This window comes from Nocardioides sp. GY 10127 (assembly GCF_004919085.1).
Taxonomy (GTDB): domain Bacteria; phylum Actinomycetota; class Actinomycetes; order Propionibacteriales; family Nocardioidaceae; genus Nocardioides.
This window is the reverse complement of sequence record NZ_STGL01000008.1, coordinates 31685-56458: the sequence shown is the minus strand read 5'-3', so window position 1 is coordinate 56458 and position 24774 is coordinate 31685. Positions and strand designations below refer to the sequence as shown.

At 72.8% G+C, this 24774-nt stretch carries 15 protein-coding genes; 7 read left to right on the top strand and 8 right to left on the bottom strand.

Annotated elements, in window-relative coordinates; all coding sequences use genetic code 11:
- Positions 1–60: 60 nt before the first annotated feature.
- The 4 genes from E8D37_RS14950 (at position 61) to E8D37_RS20610 (ending at position 7178) form a co-directional block, all read left to right on the top strand.
- Positions 61–3927 (top strand): DNA-directed RNA polymerase subunit beta', encoded by a 3867-nt coding sequence (locus tag E8D37_RS14950; RefSeq protein WP_136570611.1) that lies wholly within the window; start codon positions 61–63, stop codon positions 3925–3927.
- 118 nt (positions 3928–4045) lie between these two features.
- A complete protein-coding gene (locus tag E8D37_RS14945; RefSeq protein WP_136570610.1) occupies positions 4046–5332 on the top strand; it encodes a geranylgeranyl reductase family protein in 1287 nt (428 codons plus the stop codon).
- Positions 5333–5342: 10 nt separating this feature from the next.
- Positions 5343–6245, top strand: coding sequence for a lysophospholipid acyltransferase family protein (locus E8D37_RS14940; protein WP_136570609.1), 903 nt, complete (start codon positions 5343–5345; stop codon positions 6243–6245).
- 9 nt (positions 6246–6254) lie between these two features.
- On the top strand, positions 6255–7178 hold the full coding sequence (locus tag E8D37_RS20610) for an NUDIX domain-containing protein (RefSeq protein ID WP_276606502.1): 924 nt from the start codon (positions 6255–6257) through the stop codon (positions 7176–7178).
- A gap of 26 nt (positions 7179–7204) precedes the next feature.
- Here E8D37_RS20610 and E8D37_RS14930 read toward each other — a convergent pair whose 3' ends face one another.
- The 8 genes from E8D37_RS14930 to E8D37_RS14895 form a co-directional block, all read right to left on the bottom strand.
- The gene (locus E8D37_RS14930) at positions 7205–8320 is read right to left on the bottom strand and encodes a hypothetical protein (RefSeq protein WP_136570608.1); all 1116 of its coding nucleotides are present in this window, start codon (positions 8318–8320) and stop codon (positions 7205–7207) included.
- A gap of 34 nt (positions 8321–8354) precedes the next feature.
- The gene (locus E8D37_RS14925) at positions 8355–9866 is read right to left on the bottom strand and encodes a hypothetical protein (protein ID WP_136570607.1); all 1512 of its coding nucleotides are present in this window, start codon (positions 9864–9866) and stop codon (positions 8355–8357) included.
- Positions 9866–11086 carry a hypothetical protein gene (locus E8D37_RS20605; RefSeq protein ID WP_136570606.1) on the bottom strand — a complete coding sequence of 407 codons (1221 nt, stop codon included), beginning with the start codon at positions 11084–11086 and terminating at the stop codon, positions 9866–9868. Before E8D37_RS20605 ends, E8D37_RS14925 begins: the two co-directional genes overlap by 1 nt.
- Entirely contained in the window at positions 11083–13383 is a 2301-nt protein-coding gene (locus E8D37_RS14915; RefSeq protein ID WP_136570605.1) for a hypothetical protein, read from the bottom strand. Before E8D37_RS14915 ends, E8D37_RS20605 begins: the two co-directional genes overlap by 4 nt.
- Positions 13380–15023 (bottom strand): hypothetical protein, encoded by a 1644-nt coding sequence (locus E8D37_RS14910; RefSeq protein WP_136570604.1) that lies wholly within the window; start codon positions 15021–15023, stop codon positions 13380–13382. The genes E8D37_RS14915 and E8D37_RS14910 overlap by 4 nt, the downstream gene beginning before the upstream one ends.
- Complete coding sequence (locus E8D37_RS14905; RefSeq protein ID WP_136570603.1) at positions 15023–17152, bottom strand: glycosyltransferase; 2130 nt, start codon at positions 17150–17152, stop codon at positions 15023–15025. Before E8D37_RS14905 ends, E8D37_RS14910 begins: the two co-directional genes overlap by 1 nt.
- Positions 17149–17388: a hypothetical protein gene (locus tag E8D37_RS14900; RefSeq protein ID WP_136570602.1), complete on the bottom strand. Its 240-nt coding sequence runs from the start codon at positions 17386–17388 to the stop codon at positions 17149–17151. Before E8D37_RS14900 ends, E8D37_RS14905 begins: the two co-directional genes overlap by 4 nt.
- 515 nt (positions 17389–17903) lie before the next feature.
- Positions 17904–19055: a hypothetical protein gene (locus tag E8D37_RS14895; protein ID WP_136570601.1), complete on the bottom strand. Its 1152-nt coding sequence runs from the start codon at positions 19053–19055 to the stop codon at positions 17904–17906.
- A 192-nt stretch (positions 19056–19247) separates the two neighbouring features.
- Here E8D37_RS14895 and E8D37_RS14890 point away from each other — a divergent pair, with 192 nt between their 5' ends.
- The 3 genes from E8D37_RS14890 to E8D37_RS14880 all read left to right on the top strand — a co-directional run bounded on the left by E8D37_RS14890 (position 19248) and on the right by E8D37_RS14880 (position 24716).
- Positions 19248–22148: an FAD-binding and (Fe-S)-binding domain-containing protein gene (locus tag E8D37_RS14890; RefSeq protein ID WP_240770475.1), complete on the top strand. Its 2901-nt coding sequence runs from the start codon at positions 19248–19250 to the stop codon at positions 22146–22148.
- A 130-nt stretch (positions 22149–22278) separates the two neighbouring features.
- Positions 22279–23529, top strand: a complete 1251-nt coding sequence (locus E8D37_RS14885; protein ID WP_136570599.1) for an SAM-dependent methyltransferase — start codon at positions 22279–22281, stop codon at positions 23527–23529.
- Between the two features lie 98 nt (positions 23530–23627).
- Positions 23628–24716 (top strand): hypothetical protein, encoded by a 1089-nt coding sequence (locus E8D37_RS14880; protein ID WP_136570598.1) that lies wholly within the window; start codon positions 23628–23630, stop codon positions 24714–24716.
- Positions 24717–24774: the final 58 nt, after the last annotated feature.

Genomic DNA, 24774 nt, shown 5'->3' with positions numbered 1-24774 from the left:
CGGCGCCACCCTCAGTCCCCTTCACCCAGCATCAACTTCTAACGAAGGACATCAGCCACCGTGCTCGACGTGAACTTCTTCGACCAGCTCCGGATCGGTCTGGCCACCGCCGACGAGATCCGCCAGTGGAGCCACGGCGAGGTCAAGAAGCCCGAGACCATCAACTACCGCACGCTCAAGCCCGAGCGTGACGGCCTCTTCTGCGAGAAGATCTTCGGTCCCACCCGGGACTGGGAGTGCTACTGCGGCAAGTACAAGCGCGTCCGCTTCAAGGGCATCATCTGCGAGCGCTGCGGCGTCGAGGTGACCCGGTCCAAGGTGCGCCGCGAGCGCATGGGCCACATCGAGCTGGCCGCGCCCGTCACGCACATCTGGTACTTCAAGGGCGTCCCCTCGCGCCTGGGCTACCTGCTCGACCTGGCCCCGAAGGACCTCGAGAAGGTCATCTACTTCGCGGCCTACATGATCACCTCGGTCGACGAGGACGCCCGGCACCGCGACCTGTCCTCCCTCGAGGGCAAGGTCGGCCTGGAGCGCGAGCGCCTCGAGCGCCGGCGCGACCAGTCGCTGGAGGACCGCGCGCGCAAGCTGGAGGAGGACCTCGCCGCCCTGGAGGCGGAGGGTGCCAAGTCCGACCAGAAGCGCAAGGTCAAGGACGGCGCCGAGCGGGAGATGAAGCAGCTGCGCGACCGCGCGCAGCGCGAGATCGACCGCCTCGCGGAGGTGTGGGACACCTTCAAGAGCCTCAAGGTCCAGGACCTCATGGGCGACGAGATGCTGTACCGGGAGATGAAGAACTGGTTCGGCAAGTACTTCGAGGGCTACATGGGCGCCGCGGCGATCCAGAAGCGCCTCCAGGACTTCGACATCGAGGCCGAGGTCGAGAGCCTGCGCGAGACCATCGCGACCGGCAAGGGCCAGAAGAAGGTCCGCGCCCTCAAGCGCCTCAAGGTCGTCGACGCCTTCCGCAAGACCGGCAACCAGCCGATCGGCATGGTCCTCGACGCCGTCCCGGTCATCCCGCCGGACCTGCGCCCGATGGTCCAGCTCGACGGTGGCCGCTTCGCCACCTCCGACCTGAACGACCTGTACCGCCGCGTGATCAACCGGAACAACCGCCTCAAGCGGCTGCTCGACCTGGGCGCGCCCGAGATCATCGTCAACAACGAGAAGCGGATGCTCCAGGAGGCCGTGGACTCGCTGTTCGACAACGGCCGCCGCGGTCGTCCGGTCACCGGCCCGGGCAACCGGCCGCTGAAGTCGCTCTCCGACATGCTCAAGGGCAAGCAGGGTCGCTTCCGTCAGAACCTGCTCGGCAAGCGCGTCGACTACTCGGGTCGTTCGGTCATCGTCTCCGGCCCGCAGCTGAAGCTGCACCAGTGCGGTCTGCCCAAGCAGATGGCCCTGGAGCTCTTCAAGCCGTTCGTGATGAAGCGCCTCGTCGACCTCTCGCACGCGCAGAACATCAAGTCGGCCAAGCGCATGGTCGAGCGCGCCCGCCCCGTGGTGTGGGACGTCCTCGAAGAGGTCATCACCGAGCACCCGGTGCTGCTGAACCGTGCGCCCACGCTGCACCGCCTCGGCATCCAGGCCTTCGAGCCGCAGCTGATCGAGGGCAAGGCCATCCAGATCCACCCGCTCGTCTGCGGCGCGTTCAACGCCGACTTCGACGGTGACCAGATGGCCGTCCACCTGCCGCTCTCCGCGGAGGCGCAGGCCGAGGCCCGCATCCTGATGCTGTCGACGAACAACATCCTCAAGCCGTCGGACGGCCGTCCGGTGACCATGCCCTCGCAGGACATGATCATCGGCCTGTTCTGGCTCACCTCGGACCGTGGTGAGCAGAAGGGTGACGGTCGCGTCTTCTCGTCCCCGGCCGAGGCCGTCATGGCCTTCGACCGCGGCGAGATCGCCATGCAGAGCACCGTCAAGGTGCGCATGGACGACGTCGTGCCGCCGGAGGGCGTCGAGGGCGAGCTCGGTGACGCGGTCATCGTGGAGACGACCCTGGGTCGCATCCTCTTCAACGACCTGCTGCCGATCGACTACCCGTTCGTCAACGGCGAGGTGGGCAAGAAGAAGCTGGGCCAGATCGTCAACGACCTGGCCGAGCGGTACCCCAAGGTCGTCGTCGCGGCGTCCCTGGACGCGCTCAAGGACGCCGGCTTCCGCTGGGCCACGTTCTCCGGCGTCACCGTCTCGATCGACGACGTGACGACCCCGGACGACAAGCCCGGCATCCTCGCCGGCTACGAGAAGCAGGCCGCGAAGGTCCAGAAGGACTTCGAGCGCGGTCTGATGACCGACGACGAGCGTCGCCAGGAGCTCGTGGAGATCTGGACCGAGGCCAGCCGCCGCGTCGGTGACGCGATGGAGAAGGCCTTCGACCCGACGAACCCGATCTACATCATGGTCCACTCCGGTGCGTCCGGAAACATGAACCAGATCCGTCAGGTCGGCGCCATGCGTGGTCTGGTGGCGAACCCGAAGGGCGAGATCATCCCGCGCCCGATCAAGGCGAACTTCCGCGAGGGCCTCTCCGTCCTGGAGTACTTCATCTCCACGCACGGTGCCCGCAAGGGTCTCGCCGACACCGCGCTGCGGACCGCCGACTCGGGCTACCTGACCCGTCGTCTGGTGGACGTGTCGCAGGACGTCATCATCCGCGAGGAGGACTGCGGCACCGAGCGTGGTCTGCCGAAGACCATCGCGGAGCGCCTCGAGGACGGCCGTCTGGTCGCCACCGAGAACGTCGACACCGCGGCCTACGCCCGCTGCTCGGCCACCGAGATCGCCCACCCCGAGACCGGCGAGCTGCTGGTCGAGGCGGGCGGCGACCTGGGTGACGTCAAGATCGACGAGCTCATCGCCGCCGGCGTCGAGTCGGTCAAGGTCCGCTCCGTCCTCACCTGCGAGGCGAAGACCGGTACCTGCGCGAAGTGCTACGGCCGCTCGCTGGCCACCGGCAAGCTGGTCGACATCGGCGAGGCCGTCGGCATCATCGCGGCCCAGTCGATCGGTGAGCCCGGCACGCAGCTGACGATGCGTACCTTCCACACCGGTGGTGTGGCCTCGGCCGACGACATCACGCAGGGTCTTCCCCGCGTCGTCGAGCTCTTCGAGGCCCGGTCCCCCAAGGGCCGTGCCCCGATCACCGAGGCCGCCGGTCGCGTCGAGATCGAGGAGACCGACAAGGCCCGCAAGGTCCTGGTCACCCCGGACGACGGCTCGGAGGTCCAGGAGTACCCGGTCTCCAAGCGCGTGCGCCTGCTCGTCGCGGACGGCGACCACGTCTCCGTCGGCCAGATGCTCACCGTCGGCACCCCGGACCCGCAGGACGTCCTGCGCATCCTCGGTGTCCGTCGGGCCCAGGAGCACCTGGTGGGCGAGGTCCAGTCGGTGTACCGCTCGCAGGGCGTGTCGATCCACGACAAGCACATCGAGATCATCGTGCGCCAGATGCTGCGCCGCGTGACCGTCATCGAGTCGGGCGACGCGCACCTGCTGCCGTCCGACCTCGTCGACCGCACCCTCTTCGAGGAGGAGAACCGTCGCGTGGTCTCCGAGGGCGGCAAGCCGGCCTCGGGTCGTCCGGTGCTCATGGGCATCACGAAGGCCTCGCTGGCGACCGAGTCGTGGCTCTCGGCGGCCTCCTTCCAGGAGACCACCCGCGTGCTCACCGACGCGGCCATCAACGGCCGCAGCGACTCGCTGCGCGGTCTGAAGGAGAACGTGATCATCGGCAAGCTGATCCCGGCGGGCACCGGCCTCGAGCGGTACCGCAACGTCCGGGTGGAGCCCACCGAGGAGGCGCGTGCCTCGGCCTACTCGGTCACCGGGTACGACTCCTACGACTACGAGTTCGGGAGCACCGGCGGCCAGGCTGTCGCGCTCGACGACTTCGACTTCGGTTCCTACCAGAACTGACGTCACCCACGTCCGGCCCCGTCCCCACCTCGGTGGGGGCGGGGCCGTTCTGCGTCCCCGTGACGCCCGGCCCCCACCGCGTGCGTCGTCCTCGGTGCCACCTGCCAGAATCGGGCACGTGAGCAGCGCCGCCGTGACACCCCCGCCGACCGAGACCGACGTGCTGGTGGTGGGTGCGGGCCCGGCGGGCTCCGCGGCCGCCGCGTGGCTGGCGCGCCAGGGGGTCCAGGTGGTCCTCGCGGACGCCGCGACGTTCCCGCGCGACAAGACCTGCGGCGACGGGCTGACGCCCCGGGCGGTCGGCGAGCTGCGCCTCCTCGGTCTCGAGGACTGGCTGCGCGGCCGCACCGTCAACCAGGGCCTCCGCGCGCACGGCTTCGGCCAGGTCCTGCACCTGCCGTGGCCCGGGGGAGCGCTGCCGGACTGGGGGAGCGCGGTGCCGCGTACGGAGCTCGACGACCGCCTGCGCCAGGTGGCGGTGGAGTCGGGCGCGACCTGCGTCGAGGACGCCCGGGCGGTCGACGTCCGGCGCGACGGCAGCCGCGTGGCCGCCGTCGTCTTCGAGCGGCGGGGTCAGGGTGGTCGCGAGGATGCGGAGCGCTTCGAGATCGCCTGCCGGCGGCTGGTGGTGGCGGACGGCGTCCGCTCCCCGCTCGGCAAGGTGCTGGGGCGGGAGTGGCACCGCGACACGGTCTACGGCGTGGCCGGGCGCTCCTACGTCACCAGCGAGAAGCACGACGACACCTGGATCAGCTCGCACCTGGAGCTGCGGGACGAGCAGGGCTCGATCCTCTCCGGCTACGGCTGGATCTTCCCGCTCGGCACCGGCGAGGTGAACCTCGGCGTGGGGACGCTCGCCACGGCCAAGCGGCCGGCCGACATCGCCGTCAAGCCGCTCATGTCCTTCTACGCCGACCAGCGGCGCGAGGAGTTCGGGCTGGGGGACGACCTGCGCATGCCCACCTCCGCGCTCCTGCCCATGGGCGGTGCCGTCAGCCAGGTCGCCGGCCCCAACTGGGCGCTGATCGGCGACGCGGCCGGCTGTGTGAACCCGCTCAACGGCGAGGGGATCGACTACGGCCTGGAGACCGGTCGCCTGGTCGCCGCGCTCCTCGGCGACCTCGACGCGGACGCGCACGGCCTGGCCACCGCCTGGCCCGCCCTGCTGCGCGAGCACTACGGCGAGGCGTTCTCGATCGCCCGCCGCCTGGCCGGCCTGGTGACCGTCCCGTGGGTGCTCCCGCGCTTCGGCCCGGCCGGCATGCGCTCGACGGCGCTCATGACCCTCGCCCTGCGCTGGATGGGCAACCTCGTGACCGACGAGGACCGGGACGCGGCCGCGCGGCTGTGGCGCTGGGCCGGCAAGGGCTCGGTCCGGCTGGACGACCGTCCGCCCTTCTCCTGACGAGCCCGCCGTGACCCGCGACGCCTGCCCCCTGGCCAGTGGAGGGGCCAGTGCGGCCGCCGGCGCCACGTACCGGCGGGTGATCCGGGCCGGGCACGGCGTCCTGCGCCTCCTCGACGTCCAGGAGCGCTGGGCCGGGCTCGAGCACGTTCCCCGCACGGGCCCCGTCGTGGTCGTCGCCAACCACCACTCCTTCGCGGACTTCGCCGTGGTCGGGCACGCCCTGACCCAGCGCGGGCGCTTCGGGCGGTTCCTGTGCCGGGCCGACCTCTGGCGCTCCCGCCCCGTCGGCCGGGCGCTCGACGCGATGGGTCACGTGCCGGTGGACTTCGCCGCCCCGGCCGCAGCCTTCCTCGACGCCCGGCGGCTGCTGGAGGCGGGGGAGGCGGTCGTGATCTTCGGCCAGGCCGGCTTCGGCCACTCCTACACCGTCGAGCGGCTCATGCCCGGGGCGGCGGCGCTGGCCCGGACGACCGGCGCGCCGCTGGTCCCGCTCGCGCACTGGGGCAGCCAGCGGCTGTGGCCGGTCAAGCGGCACCCCGACGCCCCCGCGGCCCGGCCGACGCCCCGCCGCCACGTCGTCGTGGACGTCCAGGTGGGTCCGTCGCCGGTGCCGGGCGCCAGCTCGCAGGGGGACGCCGGGGGCAGCCCTCGCGCCGTCCTCTCCGACGCCCGCAGGCAGGACGTCGCCGCCACCCTGGCGCTGGGGGACTGGCTCGACGCCACGCTGACCCGCCTCCAGGCCCTCCCCGAGCACCGACCCACCCACGGCCCGGCGTCCGCGTGGCCGACCCACCCGACCCACCTGGGCGGGGGCGCGCTCACCCCGGCGCAGGCGACGCTCCTGGACCGCCGCCCGCCCGGCGTCGTCGAGGCCGGGTGGGGGTCACGCGAGCCGCGCCCGGCCCCGTAGGTTGGTCGGGTGACGCCGCCCCCGACGCCCGCCCAGCCGGCCGAGCCCGACCAGCCCCCGCAGGTCCAGCGCCTGGCCGCCTACGCCCTGGTGGTGCGCGACGAGCAGGTGCTGCTCAGCCTCGTGGCCACCCACATCCGGCCCGACGACCTCTGGACGCTCCCGGGCGGCGGCGTCGAGCACGGCGAGGACCCGCGGGAGGCCGTGGTCCGCGAGGTGCACGAGGAGACCGGCCTGGCCGCGGAGGTCGCGGAGACCTGCCGGGTGGTGAGCCAGCACCGGCCGGACGTGGTCTGGTCGGACGGCGAGCGCATGGACTTCCACCACGTCCGGATGGTGTTCGAGGGCTGGGTGCCGCGGAGCTCGCCCGAGCCCCGCACGCTCGAGGTCGGCGGCAGCACGCGGGACGCGGCCTGGCTGCCGCTCGCCGACGTGCTGGCCGGCCGGGTGCCCGTGGACGCCCTGGTGCGCGAGGCGCTGGCCGGCCACGCCGTCGTCCGGCACCAGCGGCTCTCGGCCTACGCGCTGGTGCGGCGGGAGGACGAGGTGCTCCTGACGCGGGTCTCCGCGCGCGGGGCCCACCCCGGCGCCTGGACCCTGCCGGGCGGCGGGGTGGAGCACGGGGAGGACCCGGCCTCGGCCCTGGTCCGCGAGGTCGCGGAGGAGACCGGGCTGGAGGTGGCTCCCTCGGGGCTGCTGATCGTCCACGACACGCACTTCACCGGCACGGCGCCCAGCGGGAGGACCGAGGACTTCCACGGCGTCCACCTGGTCTTCTCCGCCGACGTCACGGACGGGTCCGAGCCCGCCGTCGCCGAGGACGACGGCACGACGGACGAGGCCGCCTGGCACCCCGTCACCGACGTGCTGGACGGTCAGGTGGGCGTCCTCGACGTGGTCCTGGCCGCGCTGCGCGCCGACGCGGTGCGCTGAGCGACCGGTCTCGGAAGCGGGCGGCCTCAGAAGCGGGCGGCCGCGACCTCGCACAGGTTCAGGTCCGGGTCGTCGTCGTTCACGACCCAGTAGCTGGAGACGATGAGGTGCCGGGTCCGGGCGCCGTCGGTGTAGTACAGCCGCAGCATGCCGTTCTCCGGCAGCTGGATCGGCGGGACCGACTCGGTGTCCGGGTCGTAGTCGTACTGGTCGGTCACCACGTGGTCGTCCTCCGCGCCCTCGGCCTCGATCGTCTCGAACCAGACGTTCACCGTGTCCTCGGACCCCGAGGCCGGGGCCGTGGTGGGGGTGAAGGTGACGGTCTCGACCGCGTCGTCGACGTCGTCGGCCTCGCGGCAGGTGAAGGACACCGTGCCGGCCTTGCCGAGGGTGAAGGTCCGCTTGCGCAGCGCGCTGTCGGACTCGCCGTGCCAGGAGAGGCCGAAGGGGCGGCTGTCGGAGTCGGAGGTGGCCGACGCGGTGCTCTCGGCGGTGGTGCGGACGACGGTGCGGATGCGGCAGAACCGCTTCGAGACGTCCTTGCGGTGGAAGCCCTCCCAGTACCAGCTGGTCTCCACCGAGGACACCGGCGTGGTGAACGAGCCGCCGACGGCGGCGTTCCGACCGCGCCGCTGGCTGATCACGCCGTGCGCGTAGCCCGCGCCGCGGGCCTCGACGGGCGTCTCGAGGTTGAGGCCCTCGTGCGAGGCCTTCCCGGTGCCGCCCGTGCCGTCGTCGTCGGCGGTGGCGTACTTGTAGACCCGCACGTTCTTGACCGCCACGGAGACGACCTTCCCCGTGCGCGGGTTCTTGGTGTACTTCGCCAGCCACATCTGCGTCTCCTTGGCCCGCTCGTACGGGGTGAGGTTCAGCAGGGTCTCGTCGGGCCGGCACACCGCGGTCAGGACGCCGACACCGGGAATGGTGACGGACTTCTGTCGGGCGCCGTGGTTCCCGCGCCAGCGCAGGACGCTCACGACCTTCCTCGTGCCCGTGAGCCGCGCCGACGCCGTGGAGGACCCGGCGCCTGCGTCCGCGCTCGCCGTGCCCCCGACCGCCACGAGGGCGGGCAGGACGCAGAGGGCGAGCGCGAGCGCCAGGACGGAGGCACGGCGGCGGGACGGGGGCACGAGGAGGGTCATGACACCAATCGGACGGGGACCTGTGGCGGGGTGACTAGGAGCCGGAGCTCGTGGTGGCGGTGGCGGACGCGGAGGCGCTCGCGCCGGCGGACGCGGTGTCCGAGGCGCTCGCGGTGCTGGTGGTTCCGTCGGCCTCGAGGTACGTCGGGTCGAGACGACCGGTCACCCAGCCTCGCTGCTCCTTGATCTGGTCGGAGGTCACGGTCACGAGCCGGTTCTGGACGCTGAGGCCCGTGTTCGACTTGTTGCTGGTGACGTCCTTCAGGGCGTTGTCGAGGTAGTAGAGCAGGAACTCCTGCACCTCGTCGCGGTCCAGGGAGCGCTGCGTGGTGGTGAGCAGGTAGGGCCGCGAGAGCGGGTACTGCCCGTCGGTGATGGTCACCGCGCTGGGGAACACGCAGTTCTCGGTGCCGTCCTCGGTGATCTCGAACGGCCGCAGCTCGTTCTCGAACACCTGGTAGTAGCTGTAGCCGAGGTAGGCGACCCGACCGGTGAGGGCCTCGACGCGCTTGGCGGCGGCCTTGGACTTGGCGTAGCTCTTGGTGAGCGAGGCCTGCTCGGCCAGGAGGCGGTCGAGCTTGCGCACCTCGCGGGCGAGCTTCTTCTTGGCCGTGCTCAGGCGCTGGCGGTCGGACTTCTGCGTGGCCGCGTCGCGACCGGTGCGGACGCCCTTGGCGACCTCCTTGGCCGCCTTGCGGACCTCGGAGCGGGCGTCGGCGACGACGCCGCGCTGCGAGCGGATGTAGGTCGTGTACTGCTGGACCTGCCGCTGGTAGGTGCGGACCTCCGCGGCCAGCGTCTCGTCGGAGGTGTTGCCGACGACCTCGAGGCGGGTCTTCTTGTCGGTGTCGAAGCTGACGTAGTCCGAGCGGAACGTCACCTTGGCCGGGTTGTCGGTGCCGAGCACGGTCTGGGCGAACCAGGTGAACCGGTCGTCCCCGTACGGTGCGCCGATGGCCTCGAGCGGGGTGTCGTAGAACCCGTCGCCCACCTGCGACCACTCGGTGATCGGCGAGCCGGCCCGGTAGATCTCGGCGAGCTGGGACATCGAGAGGCAGTCGCCCCCGACGTCCGTCTCGTTCTTGATGGCCACCACGAGCGCGTCGGCGGCGACCTCGAACTGCACCACGTCGAGGCCGTTGGCCTGGCAGGCCTTGATCTGGGCGTTCGTCATGGCCGTGTAGGTGTCGGCGATGTCGATGTCGCCGGAGCAGAGCTTGGCGTAGGCCGTGTCGGCCGACGTCGTCGAGCGCTGCACGAAGGTGTCGGTGCCCGAGGAGTTGAACTTGGCCCGCTCGAAGGCGGTGAGCTCGTCGGCGATGCCCTCGATGGTGACGGTGCCGTCGGCGGCGGTCGGCAGGGCGTCGTAGTTGGCCTGCACCGAGCTGACGGGCGTCGACGGCGCCACGGTCACGGTGGTCTGCGCCTGGGCGTCCTGCACCAGGTCGCTGCTGGAGCCGGAGTCCATCGAGCAGGCGGCCAGCAGGCCGGTGCTCACCAGGAGGGCCGAGGTGGCGGCGGCGGCACGAGTGGTGCGGCGGTGCATCAGTTGCTCCCGGCGGTGTCGGTGGCGGTCGCCGTGGCGGACGCGGTGGCGGTGTCGGAGGAGTCCGTGGAGTCGGCGGCCGCCGACTCCGTGGCGGCCGCGTTCGTGGCGACCTTGTCCGGCGTCGGGTAGCGGTACTTCTTGCCGAGCTTGACCACCTCGAAGTCGTCGAGGCTGAGCCCCTGGAGCTCGTCGCCCTCGAGGTCGGTGGCGTCGCGCTGGGCGAAGAGCGTGGGCACCTCGGCGCGCTCCACGACGATGGCGCCGTAGGTCCGCAGGGCCAGGACGATCGCGTCCGCGTACCGCTTCTGGTCGGCGGTGAGCGCGATCTTCTTGCCGTTGGAGTCCACCGGGTTCTTGAAGGTCACGTTCGCCTTGAGGCGGATGCGGGCGCCGATGGGCAGCGAGGCGTTCTTGCCGTTGCCGTCGGTGGAGGAGGCGGGGGAGACGTACCACTTGCTGGACGGCGCGGGGACCGCGATCGCCAGGGCGTGGTCGATCTCGCCGGCCTCCAGCTCGGCCGGGCGGATGAGCCCGGCGAACAGCGGCAGGCCCGACCCGCGGGCGCCGACCTCGCCGGCCGTCTGCCAGCCGGAGCCGTCCAGGTTCCAGATCTTCATGTAGTGGTACGAGATCGACCCGTCGTCCTCGCGGCGCGCGCGCCAGAGGTCGTAGGCGATGTTGTTCGTGGTGTCGAGGATCGTGTACCAGCCGTCGTACTCCGGGTCCGGGTCCACGTCCTCGGGGACGTCGAGGGTGATGGAGCCCTCGCCGTCGCCGCAGGAGGTCTGGCGGCACGTCACCTCGGTGGCCACGCCCCCGGCGACGACCGGGTCGGTCCACTCGGTGGTGTTGATCCACAGCGGGTCGTCGACCTTCTTGACGACCTTGGTGAGGCCGGTCTTCTTCTCCTCCCAGCCGATGCGCGTCATCGCCAGCTCGAGCATCTTGGCCGAGCTCTTGTCCGTGGCCTCGGTGTCGGCGCGGGTGTTCCAGACCGAGGCGTCGTTGAAGAACTTCTGCGTGCTGGTGTCGTTGCCGCCGGTCGACGAGCCGGAGTCGGCGTCGCCGGTGGCGGCGGCGGTCACGGTGACGGTGGCGTCCGCGGTGGCGGAGGACGAGTCGTCGCCCTCACCACACGCGGCGGCCACCAGGGCCAGGGTCACGAGCGCGGCAGCGGCGCCTGCGCGCCGGCCGGGCCGTCGGAACTGGGTGTTCATCGCTCCTCGTCGAGGTCGGTGGGGTCGAGACGCTCGAGGTGCTCGGCGAATCGGGCGGAGACGGCGCCGAGGCGGTGCAGGACGACGTCGTCCGGCTGCCCCCCGCGCAGCGGACCGCGACGCGGGCCGGTGAGCAGGGCGTGCGCCTCGCGGCGGGCGTTGAGCCGGATCAGCTCGGCGTCGAGCTCGGCCTGGGCCGTCACCAGCTCGCAGCGGCGGGCCGCCTCGAGCTCGATGGCCTCCAGGTGGAGGGCGGTGGCCTGCTGGGCCGCCTGCATGCGGGCGATCACCGAGCGGGCCACGTCGTCGACGCTGACGTCGATCCGCGTCTCGCCGGCACCGAGCCCGTCGAGGGTGGCGGCCAGGTAGGTCTCGCCGGCCTGCGCGGCCGGGAGGTCGTAGAGGTCCGGACGGGCGGACGCGGCGGCCCGCTGGCCCGGCTGGGCGCCGCGCGGCTGCTGCGGGGCGGCCTGCTGGCGGGGCTGCTGGGGCGCGGGCGCCGGGGCGGTCGGCTCGGCGTACTCGGCCCACCACTCCGACGGGTCGCCCGGGGCGGGCTCGTGCCCGGCCTGCAGGTCGTCCTCCTGGACCCCGTCGTAGGAGTCGTAGGAGTCGTCGTAGGCACCCTCGTGGGCACCGTCGGAGACGGCCATGGCCTCGTTCAGCAGGGTGCCCCACGGGTCCTGGGGGCGGCCCGCACGGCGGGTCTCCTCCCAGGTGCTGGGGACCGGGCGCAGCCGGGGGCCGGCCGGGCGCGGCGCGGCAGCCTGCGGGGCGGCGGGCGCCTGCGGGCGCACCGCCTCCTCCCCGAGGCGACGCTGCACCGGCGGCTGGGCCGGCCACTGCGGCTGGGCCGGGTACTGGGCCGGGTACTGGGCCGGGTACTGGGCCGGGTACTGGGCCGGGTACTGGGCCGGGTACTGGCTGGAGTGGTCGGCCGGGTAGCCGAACGCGGGCTGCTGGGCGGGCTGCGGCGCCGGTGCCTGCGGGCGGGCGGCCCGGGGGCGGGCCGGGCGCGGGGCGCGGACCGACGGGCGCGGTGCGGCCGGCGGCTGCTCGTCCCAGACCTGCTCCGGCTCCCAGCCGATCTCGTCGGTGACGGGCAGCTTGGCCTCGGCGGTGCGCTGCGCGGCGGAGCGGCGCTCGGCGGCGCGGGTGGCCGGGCGGGGCGCGGCGGTGCGGCTCGGCGCCGTCGGGGCGACGACCTCGGCCTGCTCGCTGCGCGGGGCCGGTCGGTACGGGCGGGTGGCCGACTGGGCGCGGGCCTTGGCCTCGCGGCGGGCCTGCTCCTCGATCGCCTGGCGGCGGGCCTGGGCCTCGTGGTCGACGGCCACCGACTTCGGCTGCGGGCGGTTGACCGGACGACGGGCGGCACGGACGGCCACCGGCGTCTCGACGGGGCCGAAGTCCGCGGCCCACGAGTCCGCCTCGGCCGAGGTGGGCACCTCGGCCGGGGCCGACGCCTGCGCCGGCGTGGCGGGCCGGTGCACCGGTCGGGCCGCGGCGGCGGGCTTCCGGACGGCGGGCTGCGCGACAGGCTGCTCGAGGGCCTGCTCCACGGGCGCGGCGACCGGCTCGACGGGCTGCTGCACGGGCTGCTGAACGGGCGCCGGGGCGAGGAACATCGGCTCGTCCTCCGGCAGGTCCCGCGCGGTGGGCGCGGCAGGAGCGCTGGGGCCGGTGGGGGCCACGTCGGCCCGGAGCCCGGCCAGCCACTGGTCCGAGGCGCCCTGGTCGACCGGCAGGTGGATGGCCAGGCCCTCGGGAACGGCGGGGAGGGCCGGCTGGTCCGCGGGGGCCGCCGAGGCGACGAGCGCCTCGGCGGGCTGTGCCACGGACGTGGCCTCGGGCTGGGCGACGGGCTTCTCGGCCTTCGCGGAGCGCCGGGTGGGGCGCTGCTCCTTGCGCGAGGGCTTCGCGCCCTTGCCGGAGGTGTGCTTGACGAACGGACCGGCCTCCGGACGGGTGGCGGCCACGGGCTCCTCGACGGGCTCGGCGTCCTGCACCGGGGCCGCAGGGGCGGGGGCGAACAGGTCCACGTCGGGGGCCTGGACGACGGGGCCGTCCTGGGGCGCCTCGACGGGCTCGCGGGTACGCGCCGCGCGGGCCTCGGCGGCGACCCGGACCGCCTCGGCGGTGTCCCCCGGGCTCGCCTCCGCGGCGGCCTTCTCCTCCGCCTGCGCCGCCTGGGCGAGCCGGAGGGTGAAGTCCACCTGACCGATGCGGTCCGCCCGGTCGACGGACAGGATGTCCTCGAGCGTCGGCGGGGGCTGGATGCGGGCGCGGTTGTCGATCATGACGCGGAAGCCTCCGTGAGACCGGCGAAGTCGGCGGGGACGGCCACGACGGCGTACTCGGCGTTGGAGTAGACGACGGTCAGCTCGCCGCTGCTCAGCAGCTCCGGGTACTGCTCGCTGAGGAGGTCGTCACCGTCCGTGGTCAGGAGGAAGTAGTCGACGTCGGCCTTGACCGGGTTCTTCGCGGCCTGGAGCCAGGGCCCGTCGGACTTGTCGATGCGGTCGAAGAACAGCTCCGGCTCGCCGCTGAAGAGCATGACGGCGTACGTGGCGGAGTTGTCGGTGAGCACGGAGCCCGTGGCGTCCACGTTCTCCTGGATCCACTGGCCCATGTCGAGCGCCGGGTCGAGCGTGATCGTCTGGCCGCCCTTGGTCGTGGCGCCCTCCTGGCTCTCCCCGGAGAGGATGCCCTGGGTGAAGACCTTCTCCAGGTTCTGGTACTTGTACGTGCGCATGCCCTGGAACGTCCACGGGATGCTCGCCACGAGCGCCAGCGCGAGCAGGCCGCTGATCGCCGCGGCGCCCTCGCCGGCCGAGCGGGCCAGCCACAGCGCGCCGATCACCGACATCACCAGGATCGGGACGGCGTTCTCCATCGCCATCGGCGAGTCGGTGAGGCCGAGCAGCACCGACATGGCCGGGGTGAGGATCGAGAGGGTCAGCATGAGGCTGAGCAGCACCGCGAAGGGGTTGTTGCGGCCCAGGCCGACGAAGAGCAGCGCCGGCAGGACCAGGATCGCCAGCGGTGCCCCGAAGAGCACCAGCTCACCGGTCCAGCGCAGGAGCCCGAGGGCGGTGAACTGCTCGATGTCCGTGGTCGTGGGGGCGGCGCTGGTGATCCAGTAGATCGGGTTGCCCGCGAGCAGGAGGTTGAAGCCCGTCCACAGAGCGACGACGTAGATCGCGGGGGAGGCGAAGCCGACCATCGTCCCCTCGACCTCGGTGCCGTCCGCGCCGAGGTGGGCGAGGATCGCGCCGACGCCGACGGCGGCGAGCAGGAAGTAGAGCAGCGTGGTGTAGCCGGAGAGGCCGGCCACCGCGAACGCGAGGCCGCCGATCATGATGAAGCGGACGTCGGCGGTGATGTACCAGGCGTAGAGGGCGCCGACCGAGGCGACCAGGAACGCCAGCCAGATCATCATCGGGGAGCCGGTGGTGGCGTAGAGGACGACGAGCGGGTTGAGGCCGAACGCGACCAGCAGCGCGATCCGCAGGAACACCGGGATGCCGGTGCGGCGCATCATCGTGTTCAGGTACATCATCAGCAGGCCGGCGAAGAACGCCGAGGCCACCGGGATGACGACCAGGAAGTCGACGCCCAGCCGGAAGATCGTGAGCGGCGAGATCAGCAGCGTCTGGAGCGGCGGGTAGTCGAAGCCGATCGCCGACATCTTGGCCGGGTTGTTGTGCCACACCATGAGGGCGCGGTTCATCCGGTCGAGGATGTCGTAGTTGACGATGTGCAGCTGCGCGACGACCCGGAAGCCGATCCAGGTGTAGACGACCAGGGAGAGGCCGAAGACCAGCGCGCTCTCCCACCAGCGACGGGGGACGTCGGCGGAGCGTCGGCCGACGGCCTGGACGATCCCGGCGAGGCGAGCGGCGTTCGTGATGATCGCCGGCTGGACGGTGGTGCTCATCAGTGCTCCTCCTCGTCCAGGCCGTGCTCGGTCTTCTCCCAGTAGAAGGGGTTGGTGAAGAGCTGGATGAAGCCCTTCCAGGCCGCCCAGCTCATCAGGCCCCAGTAGAGCGGGGAGAGGAGCGCCGTCCTGGTGATGCCGAACTCACCGCGCTGCAGCGAGCCGGCCAGGTTCAGGTAGATGAAGACGAAGTTGCCCACGAAGAGCATCGCGGAGGCCATGTAGAAGACCAGGCCCGGGAACAGCGCCTGGATGAAGCCCGCCTGCGTGATGACGTAGAGCGTGGTCAGCGACCAGAAGATCGGGTTCATCAGCAGCACGTAGGCCGAGCCCATGGTCAGGTTGAAGGACATGAAGTCCTTCGGGCCGATCTTGAGCAGCAGCCCGATCGGGTTGCGCATGTGCACGAGCCACGTCTGGTAGTAGCCCTTGTTCCACCGGCTGCGCTGGCGGATCCAGTTCGGGACCTGGGAGTTGGCCTCCTCCAGCGTGGTGGAGTCGATCATCGCCGTCCGGTAGCCCTCACGGTGGAGGCGGATGCCGAGGTCGGCGTCCTCGGTGACGTTGAAGGGGTCCCAGGCGCCGAGCTCGCGCAGGATCGAGGTCACGAAGTGGTTCGAGGTGCCGCCCAGCGGGATCGGCGACTCCGAGGCACCCATGGCGGGGAGCACGAGCTCGAAGTGCATCGAGTACTCGTTGGCGAACCAGGCGGTGAGCAGGTTCTGGTCCTGGTTGAAGTGGTTGAGCTTGCCCTGGACGCAGGCCACGTTGTCGCCGACGCGGTTGAACGCGATGACGGCCTTCTTGAGCTGGTCCGGGTCCGGGCGGTCCTCGGCGTCGAAGATGACGCAGTACTTGCCGCGCGCGACCATCAGGCCGTAGTTGCAGGCCTTGGGCTTGGTCTTCGGCAGGGAGTCGGGGACGACCACGCAGTGGAAGTGCGGGGGCAGGTCCATCGACTTGATCATCTCGATCGTCTCGACGTCGTCCTCCTCGCAGAGGAGCTTCACGTCGAGGCGGGTGCGCGGGTAGTCGAGGGCGTTCATGTCGCGCACGAGGCGCTTGACGATGTTGCCCTCCTTGTACAGCGGCACGAGGATCGTGTAGATCGGCAGCGTCCGCTCGTCCAGCGCCGCGATCTCCTCGGGCGTGGCCTCGATCTCGAGGTGGGTGCCGAGGGCGCGCAGGGTGAGGCGGAACTTGTAGACCGAGACGACCAGGTAGATGACGCTCGCGAGGGTCACCAGGCCGATCAGGGTCTTCATCGGCTCGAAGACCATGCAGATCGCGACGAGCACGAGGAAGCCGATGCCGCCGACCTTCTGCGGGGTGGAGAACACGCGGTGGGCGGAGATCTCCGGGGCGTTCTCCATGAGGAAGGACGTCGCCAGCTCGGAGTAGTACTCGCCGTGCACCTTCTGGATCAGCTCGTCCAGGTCGATGCGGTTGGCCAGGAGCTGGCGGACCGGCTGCTGGACGGCCTCCTCGACCTCCTCGAGGAGCTCGGGGGAGAGCGGACGCTGGACGGCGAGGAGCAGGGTGCCGTCCGCGTCGGCGACCGGGAGCACCTGGTGGCGCTGCGCGATCGGCTCGGGGAGCCGGCGGGCGACCTCCATGTCCGGGGTGAAGTCGCGCAGACCGACGCGCTGCATCTGGTGGATCTCGGAGAGCGCCGCCACGAGGATGTCCTCGGAGATGGCCTCGTCGGCCACGAGGATGTCGCCCAGCGGGTCGCCGCTGCGGGCGTGCTGGATCATCGCGGACTGGAGCTGCTCGTTGGTGATGAGCCCGCTGCGGGTGAGCATCTGGGCCATCTGGATGCGCGTGCGGCGCTCCTCGACGGTCTCGAGCTCGTCCTCGATCGGCGGGTAGACGTCGTCGATGGCGGCGACGATCTCGTTGGCGGTGTGCCGGACGAGGACGACGGGCGCGTCGACGCGCTCGGCGACCACCTGGAGGGTGATCTCGTCGTCGGCGTCGGAGGCGGCGACCAGGACCTGGTCGTCGACCACCGCGTACGGCATGACGCGGAAGGTGCGGCAGATGCCCTCGGGGAGAAGGGTCGCCACGCGGGACTCGACGCCCTCGGTGAGGCGTCGGCTGCTGCTGCGCTGGATCGAGGCGGTCACTGGGCACCCGCTCCGAAGCCGCTGCCCGAGCCGGAGCCGGCCGCGCTGCCGCCGCCACCCCCGCCGGACTTGGCCTTCTGCTTGGCCGTCATCACGGTGTGCACGAGGAGCGCCCCGAGCAGCATGGCGATGGGGGCGATCAGGAAGAAGGCGAAGGACGCCACGAAGATGAGCAGCGTCGTGAGCACGCCCAGCCACGCGGAGCCGACGGACTTCCGCTTGGGCTGGTTGGTCACCTGAACAGTCATTGGTCCCGAATCCCTTCCGAGGCTCTGGGGTCAGTGGGGGGCGGCATTGGGTACCCCAGGGTCTTCATCGTCGAAGGTAAGGGCCCCGGTTACCCCGGGAGGCAACAGCACGTCCACGCTTCGGTAACAGCTGCACATGCCCTGCCACAATCAACGTAATCCCAGTTCAGGCCGCGTGTCGCGGTGCTGGGGGGAGCGTGAGGACGCACCTTTGGAGTGCGTTCGGACCACGGATGTCCTCGGGCCTGAGGGCTGGGGGACCCGGCGCGGCGACGCTGCCTCGCGACCCGGAAAATGGTCCCTGACCTGCAGCGATGCTTGCCTCGGACAATTTTCGGTCACGACGATACCTTTAGGGGTATCTAGATGTCCCCGGAATGGGGCATGACCTCGCAGGTCGGGTGGGCGTCGGGATGCCCGAACGGGCAGCGCGGGCGTCCGGTCCGCTCGGTCCCGCGCGTGCTCGGCCGGGGAGGTAGGGCCAGGGATGTAGGGGCAGGGGCTCAGTCGCGGGCCGAGGCCAGCAGCCCGGCCGCGACGGTGCCCCAGGCCGTGGGCGAGCCGGCGTCGTCGCTCACCAGGGATCCGTCGTCCGCGGCCCCCGTGCGCCACCAGCCGAGGAGGAGGCCCGTCCCGTGCTGGCGCGCCCAGCGGGCGTAGGCCCGCGCGACGTCCGCGTCGGTGCCGTCCTCGCCGGCGCTGACCTCGGTCGCCACGACGGGCACGACGTCGGCGACGGGGGCCACCTCCCGGTCCCAGCAGGACGTCGTCGCGCACGCGCCCCCGGGCGTCGGCTGGAAGGACGCCACGAGCTGGCCGTCCGCGGGCGCGAGCGCCAGCCACGAGCCGAGGTCCTGGCCCGCCGAGAGGCCGGCCAGCAGCACCGGCTGCTCGGCACCGGCACCCCGGACGGCCTCCAGCAGCGCGGTCGCGCCGGCGTGCGAGTAGTCGCCGTCGCGCCACAGGGCGCCCTCGTCGACCCAGGGGGAGGTGCTGGTCGACCGCGTCGAGGGCTCCCCGGGACGCGCGTACAGCTCGAACATCACCGACGGGTCGTCGGCGAACGTCCTGCCCACCAGGCTCCAGAAGGCGATGGACGCCGAGCCCGGGAAGGCCGGTCGCTCCACCTCGTCCGAGCCCTGGGCCTTGCGGGTGTCGAGGGAGAGGACGACGGCCAGGCCCTCGGCGTGCAGGGCGTCGACGAAGGCGACGACCTGGGCGCGGTACCCCGCCACGTCGCGCGCGTGGAACGCGTCGCCCACGGGGGCACCGCGCCCCGTGTCGGACCAGCAGTCCAGGTTGAGGGTGAGCCGGACGGTGTCGACGTCCCAGGCGGCCAGCGCCGCCGCCTCCTGGGCGGCGCCGTCCTCGCCCAGCGCGTCGAGCGTCGAGTAGCCCCAGCCCTGCGCGCACGCCGTCGCGAAGCCGGTCCAGGTCACGCCTCGCGGGGTCCAGGCCTCACCGGTGCGGGCGTCCACGAGCGTGGACCCCTCCACGATCGGCTCCGGCGCGAGGTCGGTCGCGTCCGCGCCGGTGGCGGCGGCCACCCCGTCGCCCACGGCGTCGGCCAGGCTGGCCCCGCGCCAGGCGACGAGCACCCCGGCGACGAGCGTCAGCACGAGGGCGGCGGCGGCCACCAGGGTCCAGCGACGCACGGCCACGCCCTCCTCGTCTCCGACCCCACGTCGGGGTCGTGGCTGCTCGACCGGCCGGTCGGCGCGGGTCGCCGCGGGTGGTCCCGCGGCGACGATCGTAGGCCCGTGGCCGTGCCCGTGAGGGCGTTCGCCCGGTCCCGGGAGGCGGACTCGGGTGCGGCGGACGACGGGCGGGGGGACACAATGGCACCCGTGCCCGACCTTGCGCTCCCCGCGTCCGACCTCGCGGCCCCCGATCTCGTGGCGGCTCTCCGCGGTGCCGGTCTCTCCGACGTCGACGACTCCGCCCTCGCCCGGGCCCTGTACTCCAGCGACGCCTCGCTCTACCGCGTCCCCCCGCGCGCGGTGGTCCGCCCGCGGCACCGCGACGAGCTCCTCGCCGTCCTGGGCGTGGCGCGCGAGACGGGGGTGCCGCTGACAATGCGCGGCGCCGGCACGTCCATCGCCGGCAACGCGGTCGGCCCGGGCATCGTCGTGGACACCTCCCGCCACCTCAACCGGGTCCTCTCCGTCGACCCCGAGTCCCGGACGGCCCTCGTCGAGCCGGGCACCGCGCACGCCGTCCTGCAGCGCGCCGCGGCCCCGCACGGCCTGCGCTTCGGGCCCGACCCGTCCACGCACCCCCGCTGCACGATCGGCGGGATGATCGGCAACAACGCCTGCGGCTCGCGCGCGCTGGGCTACGGCCGTACCTCCGACAACGTCACCGCCATGGACGTCGCGTTCGGCACCGGGGAGGTCTGGACCGGTGGCTCCTCGGCCGCCGGTGACGCCCTCGCCGGCCTGGTGGACTCCCACCTCGCGCACGTCCGCACGTCCTTCGGCCGGTTCACCCGCCAGGTGAGCGGGTACTCCCTCGAGCACCTGCTCCCCGAGAACGGCCGCGACCTGGCGAAGTTCCTCGTCGGCTCCGAGGGCACGCTCGGCGTCGTCCTCGGCGCCACCGTGCGCCTGGTCGACGACCGCGTCGACCGGCACCTCCTGGTGCTGGGCTACCCCTCGATGACCGAGGCGGCCGACGCCGTCCCCGCCCTCCTCACCGCCGCCGGCGCGGCCACCGACGCCGTGGGCGGCCGGTCCACGGCCGACGCCGGCCTCACCGCCTGCGAGGGCCTCGACGCCCGGATCGTCGACCTCGTCCGGGCCGGCGGGGGCGTGCCGGACCTGCCGCCCGGCGGCGGCTGGCTGTTCGTCGAGTACACCGACCCCGCCCTGGAGACCGCCCTCGTGGCGGCCTCGGGTGCCCTCGGCCACCGCGTCGTCACCGACGAGCGCGAGGCCGCGGCGCTGTGGCGCATCCGCGAGGACGGCGCGGGCCTCGCCGCCCGCTCGCTCGGACGTCGCGCCTACTCCGGCTGGGAGGACGCGGCCGTGCCCCCGGAGAAGCTGGGCACCTGGCTGCGCGAGTTCGACGACCTGCTCTCGGCGCACGACCTCCAGGGCGTGCCGTACGGCCACTTCGGCGACGGCTGCGTCCACGTCCGCATCGACTTCGACTTCTCCGACCGCGACGTGGACCCGGCCGCCGGCCCGCGCCGCTTCCGCGAGTTCCTCGTGGCCTGCGCGACCAAGCTCGGCGAGCACGGCGGCTCGATGTCCGGCGAGCACGGCGACGGCCGGGCGCGCTCGGAGCTCCTGCCGCTCATGTACGACGCGGAGTCGCTGCGCCTGTTCAGCGCGGTCAAGCACGCGCTGGACCCGGACGACGTCCTCAACCCGGGGGTGCTGGTCGACCCGGCCCCGCTGGATGCCGACCTGCGCCCCGCCCGCCCGGTGAAGGCGCCGCGGCCGCTGCTGCGCCTCGCGCACGACAACGGCTCGTTCGGCGAGGCCGTCCACCGCTGCACGGGCGTCGGCAAGTGCGTCGCGCCCGACTCCAAGGGCGGCGTCATGTGCCCCTCGTGGCAGGCCACGCGGGACGAGAAGGACTCCACCCGCGGTCGCTCGCGCGTCCTGCAGGAGGCGCTGGACGGCACCCTGCTGCACGGGCTGTCCGACCCGGCGGTCGGCGAGGCGCTCGACCTGTGCCTGGCCTGCAAGGGCTGCGCCAGCGACTGCCCCACGGGCGTCGACATGGCCACCTACAAGTCCGAGGCGCTGCACCAGCGCTACGACGGTGACGGCGCGACCGAGCGCCGCCCGATGAGCCACCTGACCCTGGGCCGGCTGCCGCTGTGGTCGCGCCTGATCGCGCCGGTGGCCGGCCTGGCCAACACCTCGCTGCGGATCGGCCCCCTGGCGCGCGTCGCCAAGAAGGTCGCCGGCGTGGACCAGCGACGCTCGATCCCGTCGTTCGCGACCACGACGGTGCGCGCCGGCGAGCGCCGCACAGAGCGTGCGGCCGACGCCCGCGTCCCGGACGTGTGGGTGTGGGCGGACTCGTTCACCGACCACTTCCAGACCGGCTCCGCGCACGCCGCCATCGAGGTGCTCGAGTCCCTCGGCCTGCGCGTGAAGGTGATCGACGAGCACGCCTGCTGCGGCCTCACCTGGATCACCACCGGCCAGCTCACCAAGGCCCAGAAGATCGTCGCCGCCTCCGTCGAGACGCTGGAGCGCTACGTCTCCTCCGGCGTGCCCGTGGTCGCCCTCGAGCCGTCGTGCCTGGCCACGCTGCGCTCGGACGCCACCGAGCTCACCGACGACCCGCGCGCGGTGACCGTGGCGGAGGGGATGCTCTCCTTCGCCGAGCTGCTGACCCGGCTCCGGGCCGAGCGGCCGGAGCTGGCCCTGCCCGACCTCACGGGCGTCGAGGTCGTGGCGCAGCCGCACTGCCACCACCACGCGGTCATCGGCTGGGGCACCGACGAGACGCTCCTGCGCGACCTGGGCGCGAGCGTCACCAAGGTGTCGGGCTGCTGCGGGCTCGCGGGCAACTTCGGCATGGAGGAGGGGCACTACGAGGTGTCCGTCGCCGTCGCCGAGACGAACCTGCTGCCGGCCGTCCGCTCGCACCCGGACGCCGTGGTGCTCGCCGACGGCATGTCCTGCAAGGTGCAGCTCGACGACCTCGTGGGCGTCCGCGCGCTCCACCTGGCCGAGCTGCTCGCCTCCCGCCTGGACGGCGCGGCGCAGGGCGGTGACGCGTCGTGAGGCTCCTGGACAACCCCCGCCACCGTCGGCTGGTGATCCCGGTGGCGCTGGGCGCGCTGCTGGTGGTCGTCGTGGTCGCGGCCCTGCTCAAGTGACGCCAGCCCCGTAGAGCCCAGGAAGGGAGACCCCGATGGCCGAGCCGCTGCTGCGTGCCCTCAACCGGCTGCGTGAGGACCTGCTGTCCGACGAGCGGCTGGTCCGGGCGGTCGCCTCGGGCCGCCGGCGCACGGAGACCCCCCGCTGGCGTCGGGTCGAGCTCCGCTACGTCGACCTCAAGGCCGGCCGGCACCTCCAGGTGACCGCCTACGACGAGCGGCAGGCGCACACATCCAACCACCTCGTGCGCGGCGCGGACGGCGAGCCGTCGACCGCCGCCCGCGACGCCCTGGACGACCTCTTGGAGGAGCCGTTCGGCAACTGGCACGTGGAGACCACCACCCACAGCCACCAGCTGCGCGTGACGAAGAAGGGCGAGGCGCTCGTGCACTCCGCGGAGCGCACCGAGGCCGTCGAGCCGGACCGCGGTCACGACCAGGAGAAGAAGCGGCTGCTCGAGGAGAGCGACCCCGTCTTCGCCGCGCTCGGGATCACCGACGCGCAGGGGCGCGTGAAGCCCACGCGGCGGGCCAAGCTGCGCCAGGTCGAGGAGTTCGTGCGGCTGCTGGACGCCACGATCACCGAGGCGCTGGAGAAGAAGCACCTGCGCACGCCGACGGCCGAGGACCCGCTGCGGCTGGTCGACCTCGGCTGCGGCAACGCCTACCTCACCTTCGCCGCGCACCGCTTCCTCACCCATGTCCGCGGCCTGCCGGTGCGGGTCGTCGGCGCGGACGTGAAGCAGCAGTCGGCCGACCACAACACCGAGGTCGCCCGCAGCCTCGGCATCCCCGAGTCCGAGGCGTCCTTCGTCGTCGGCTCCATCGAGGGCGTCGAGCTGGACCCGGCGCCCGAGGTGGTCCTCGCGCTGCACGCGTGCGACACGGCCACGGACGACGCGCTGGCCCGCGGCATCGCCTGGGCCGCGCCGGTCGTCCTCGCCGCCCCCTGCTGCCACCACGACGTGGCCGCCCAGCTGCGCCGGGCCGCGACGCCCGGGCCGTACGCGATGCTCACCCGCCACGGCATCCTGCGCGAGCGCTTCGCCGACACCCTCACCGACGCCCTGCGGGCCTCGCTGCTGCGGCTCGAGGGCTACCGGGTGGATGTCGTGGAGTTCGTGGAGTCCGAGCACACCCCCCGCAACACCCTGCTCCGGGCCGTGCGCACCGGGGCGCCCGTGCGCGGCGGTGGCGTGGTGAAGGAGTACGAGGCCCTCGTCGGGGAGTGGGGCATCACCCCACGCCTGGCGGAGCTGCTGGGCCGGGTCCCGTCGGACGCCTGATGGGCGGTCGGGGCGGACTGACCGGACAGTCCGTCAGGGGCGGACGCTGGTGGCCGCGGGCGTCCGCTCACGCTCGTCGGCGGGCGAGGGGGTTCCTCGTGACGCTGGCGGGCGTCGTCCTGGCCCCGGCGGTCCTGTTCGGACCGACCGGACAGGCGGCCGCCGACGCCGCTGGCGCCGGCGCTGTCACCGCGTCCACCGCAGACGGCCGCGAGGACGGCGCCGAGGTGGTCCTGCGCTGGCAGGACCCGCGGATCATCGAGTCCTCGGGCCTGGTGTCGGTCGGCCGCTGGCTGGTCACCACCAACGACTCCGGCGACGTGGGTCGGGTCTTCACCGTCGCGGCGCGTGGGGCCGACGCCGGGGAGACCGTCGGGGTCACGACGTGGAGCCAGGACGCCGTCGACGTGGAGGCCCTCGCCCCCGGCGGCCCGGGCCACGTGTGGGTCGGCGACATCGGTGACAACGAGGCCCAGCGCGACTCGATCGCCGTGACCCGGGTGCCGGTCGGCGTCGGGGACCGCACCGTCGACAGCACCGTCTACACGCTGGTCTACCCGGACGGGGCCCACGACGCCGAGACGCTGCTGCGAGACCCCACCACCGGTCGGCTCTACGTCGTCACCAAGGAGCTCCTGGGCGGCACGGTCTACGCGGCCCCGAGGACGCTCGACCCGGACGGCACCAACCGGCTCCGGCGGGTGGGTCCGGTCCTGCCGATCGCCACCGACGGCACGTTCGCCCTCGACGGTTCCGCGATCGTCGTCCGCGGCTACTTCGGGGCCACGCTCTACGAGTGGCCCTCGCTGCGCGAGCTGCGCGACGTCGCCCTGCCGGTGCAGGACCAGGGGGAGGGCCTGGCGATCACCCGCGGCGGTGGTCTCCTGGAGTCCACCGAGGGTCGCGGGACGGCCGTGCTGCGCGTGCCCACCAGCGCGGCGCTGCGCGCCCGGCTCCGCGGCGACGAGCCGGCGGACGCGACGCCCTCCGCCTCGGCCTCCTCGGGCGCGGCCGGGGACAGTGCGGGAGACAGCGCTGGAGGGGGCGTTGGTGACGTCACGGGCGACGTCACCGCCAGCGTCCCCGGCTGGGTGCTCGCGGGGATCGCCGGGCTGGCCGGCGTCCTCGTGCTCGGGGTGCTGGTGGCGCTGGCCGTGGCCGCCGCCCGCGGCCTGCGTCGCCGCTGAGACCCCGCGCGCCCGGCGCGGTCCCGGCGCGGTCCCGGCGCGGCGCCGACCCGTCCGG

Bases quoted from the DNA above. Each gene is read 5' to 3' on its own strand.
- E8D37_RS14910 (WP_136570604.1), bottom strand. From the start codon at position 15,023: ATGAGCACCACCGTCCAGCCGGCGATCATCACGAACGCCGCTCGCCTC.
- E8D37_RS14915 (WP_136570605.1), bottom strand. From the start codon at position 13,383: ATGATCGACAACCGCGCCCGCATCCAGCCCCCGCCGACGCTCGAGGAC.
- E8D37_RS14885 (WP_136570599.1), top strand. From the start codon at position 22,279: ATGGCCGAGCCGCTGCTGCGTGCCCTCAACCGGCTGCGTGAGGACCTG.
- E8D37_RS14925 (WP_136570607.1), bottom strand. From the start codon at position 9,866: ATGCACCGCCGCACCACTCGTGCCGCCGCCGCCACCTCGGCCCTCCTG.
- E8D37_RS14930 (WP_136570608.1), bottom strand. From the start codon at position 8,320: ATGACCCTCCTCGTGCCCCCGTCCCGCCGCCGTGCCTCCGTCCTGGCG.
- E8D37_RS20605 (WP_136570606.1), bottom strand. From the start codon at position 11,086: ATGAACACCCAGTTCCGACGGCCCGGCCGGCGCGCAGGCGCCGCTGCC.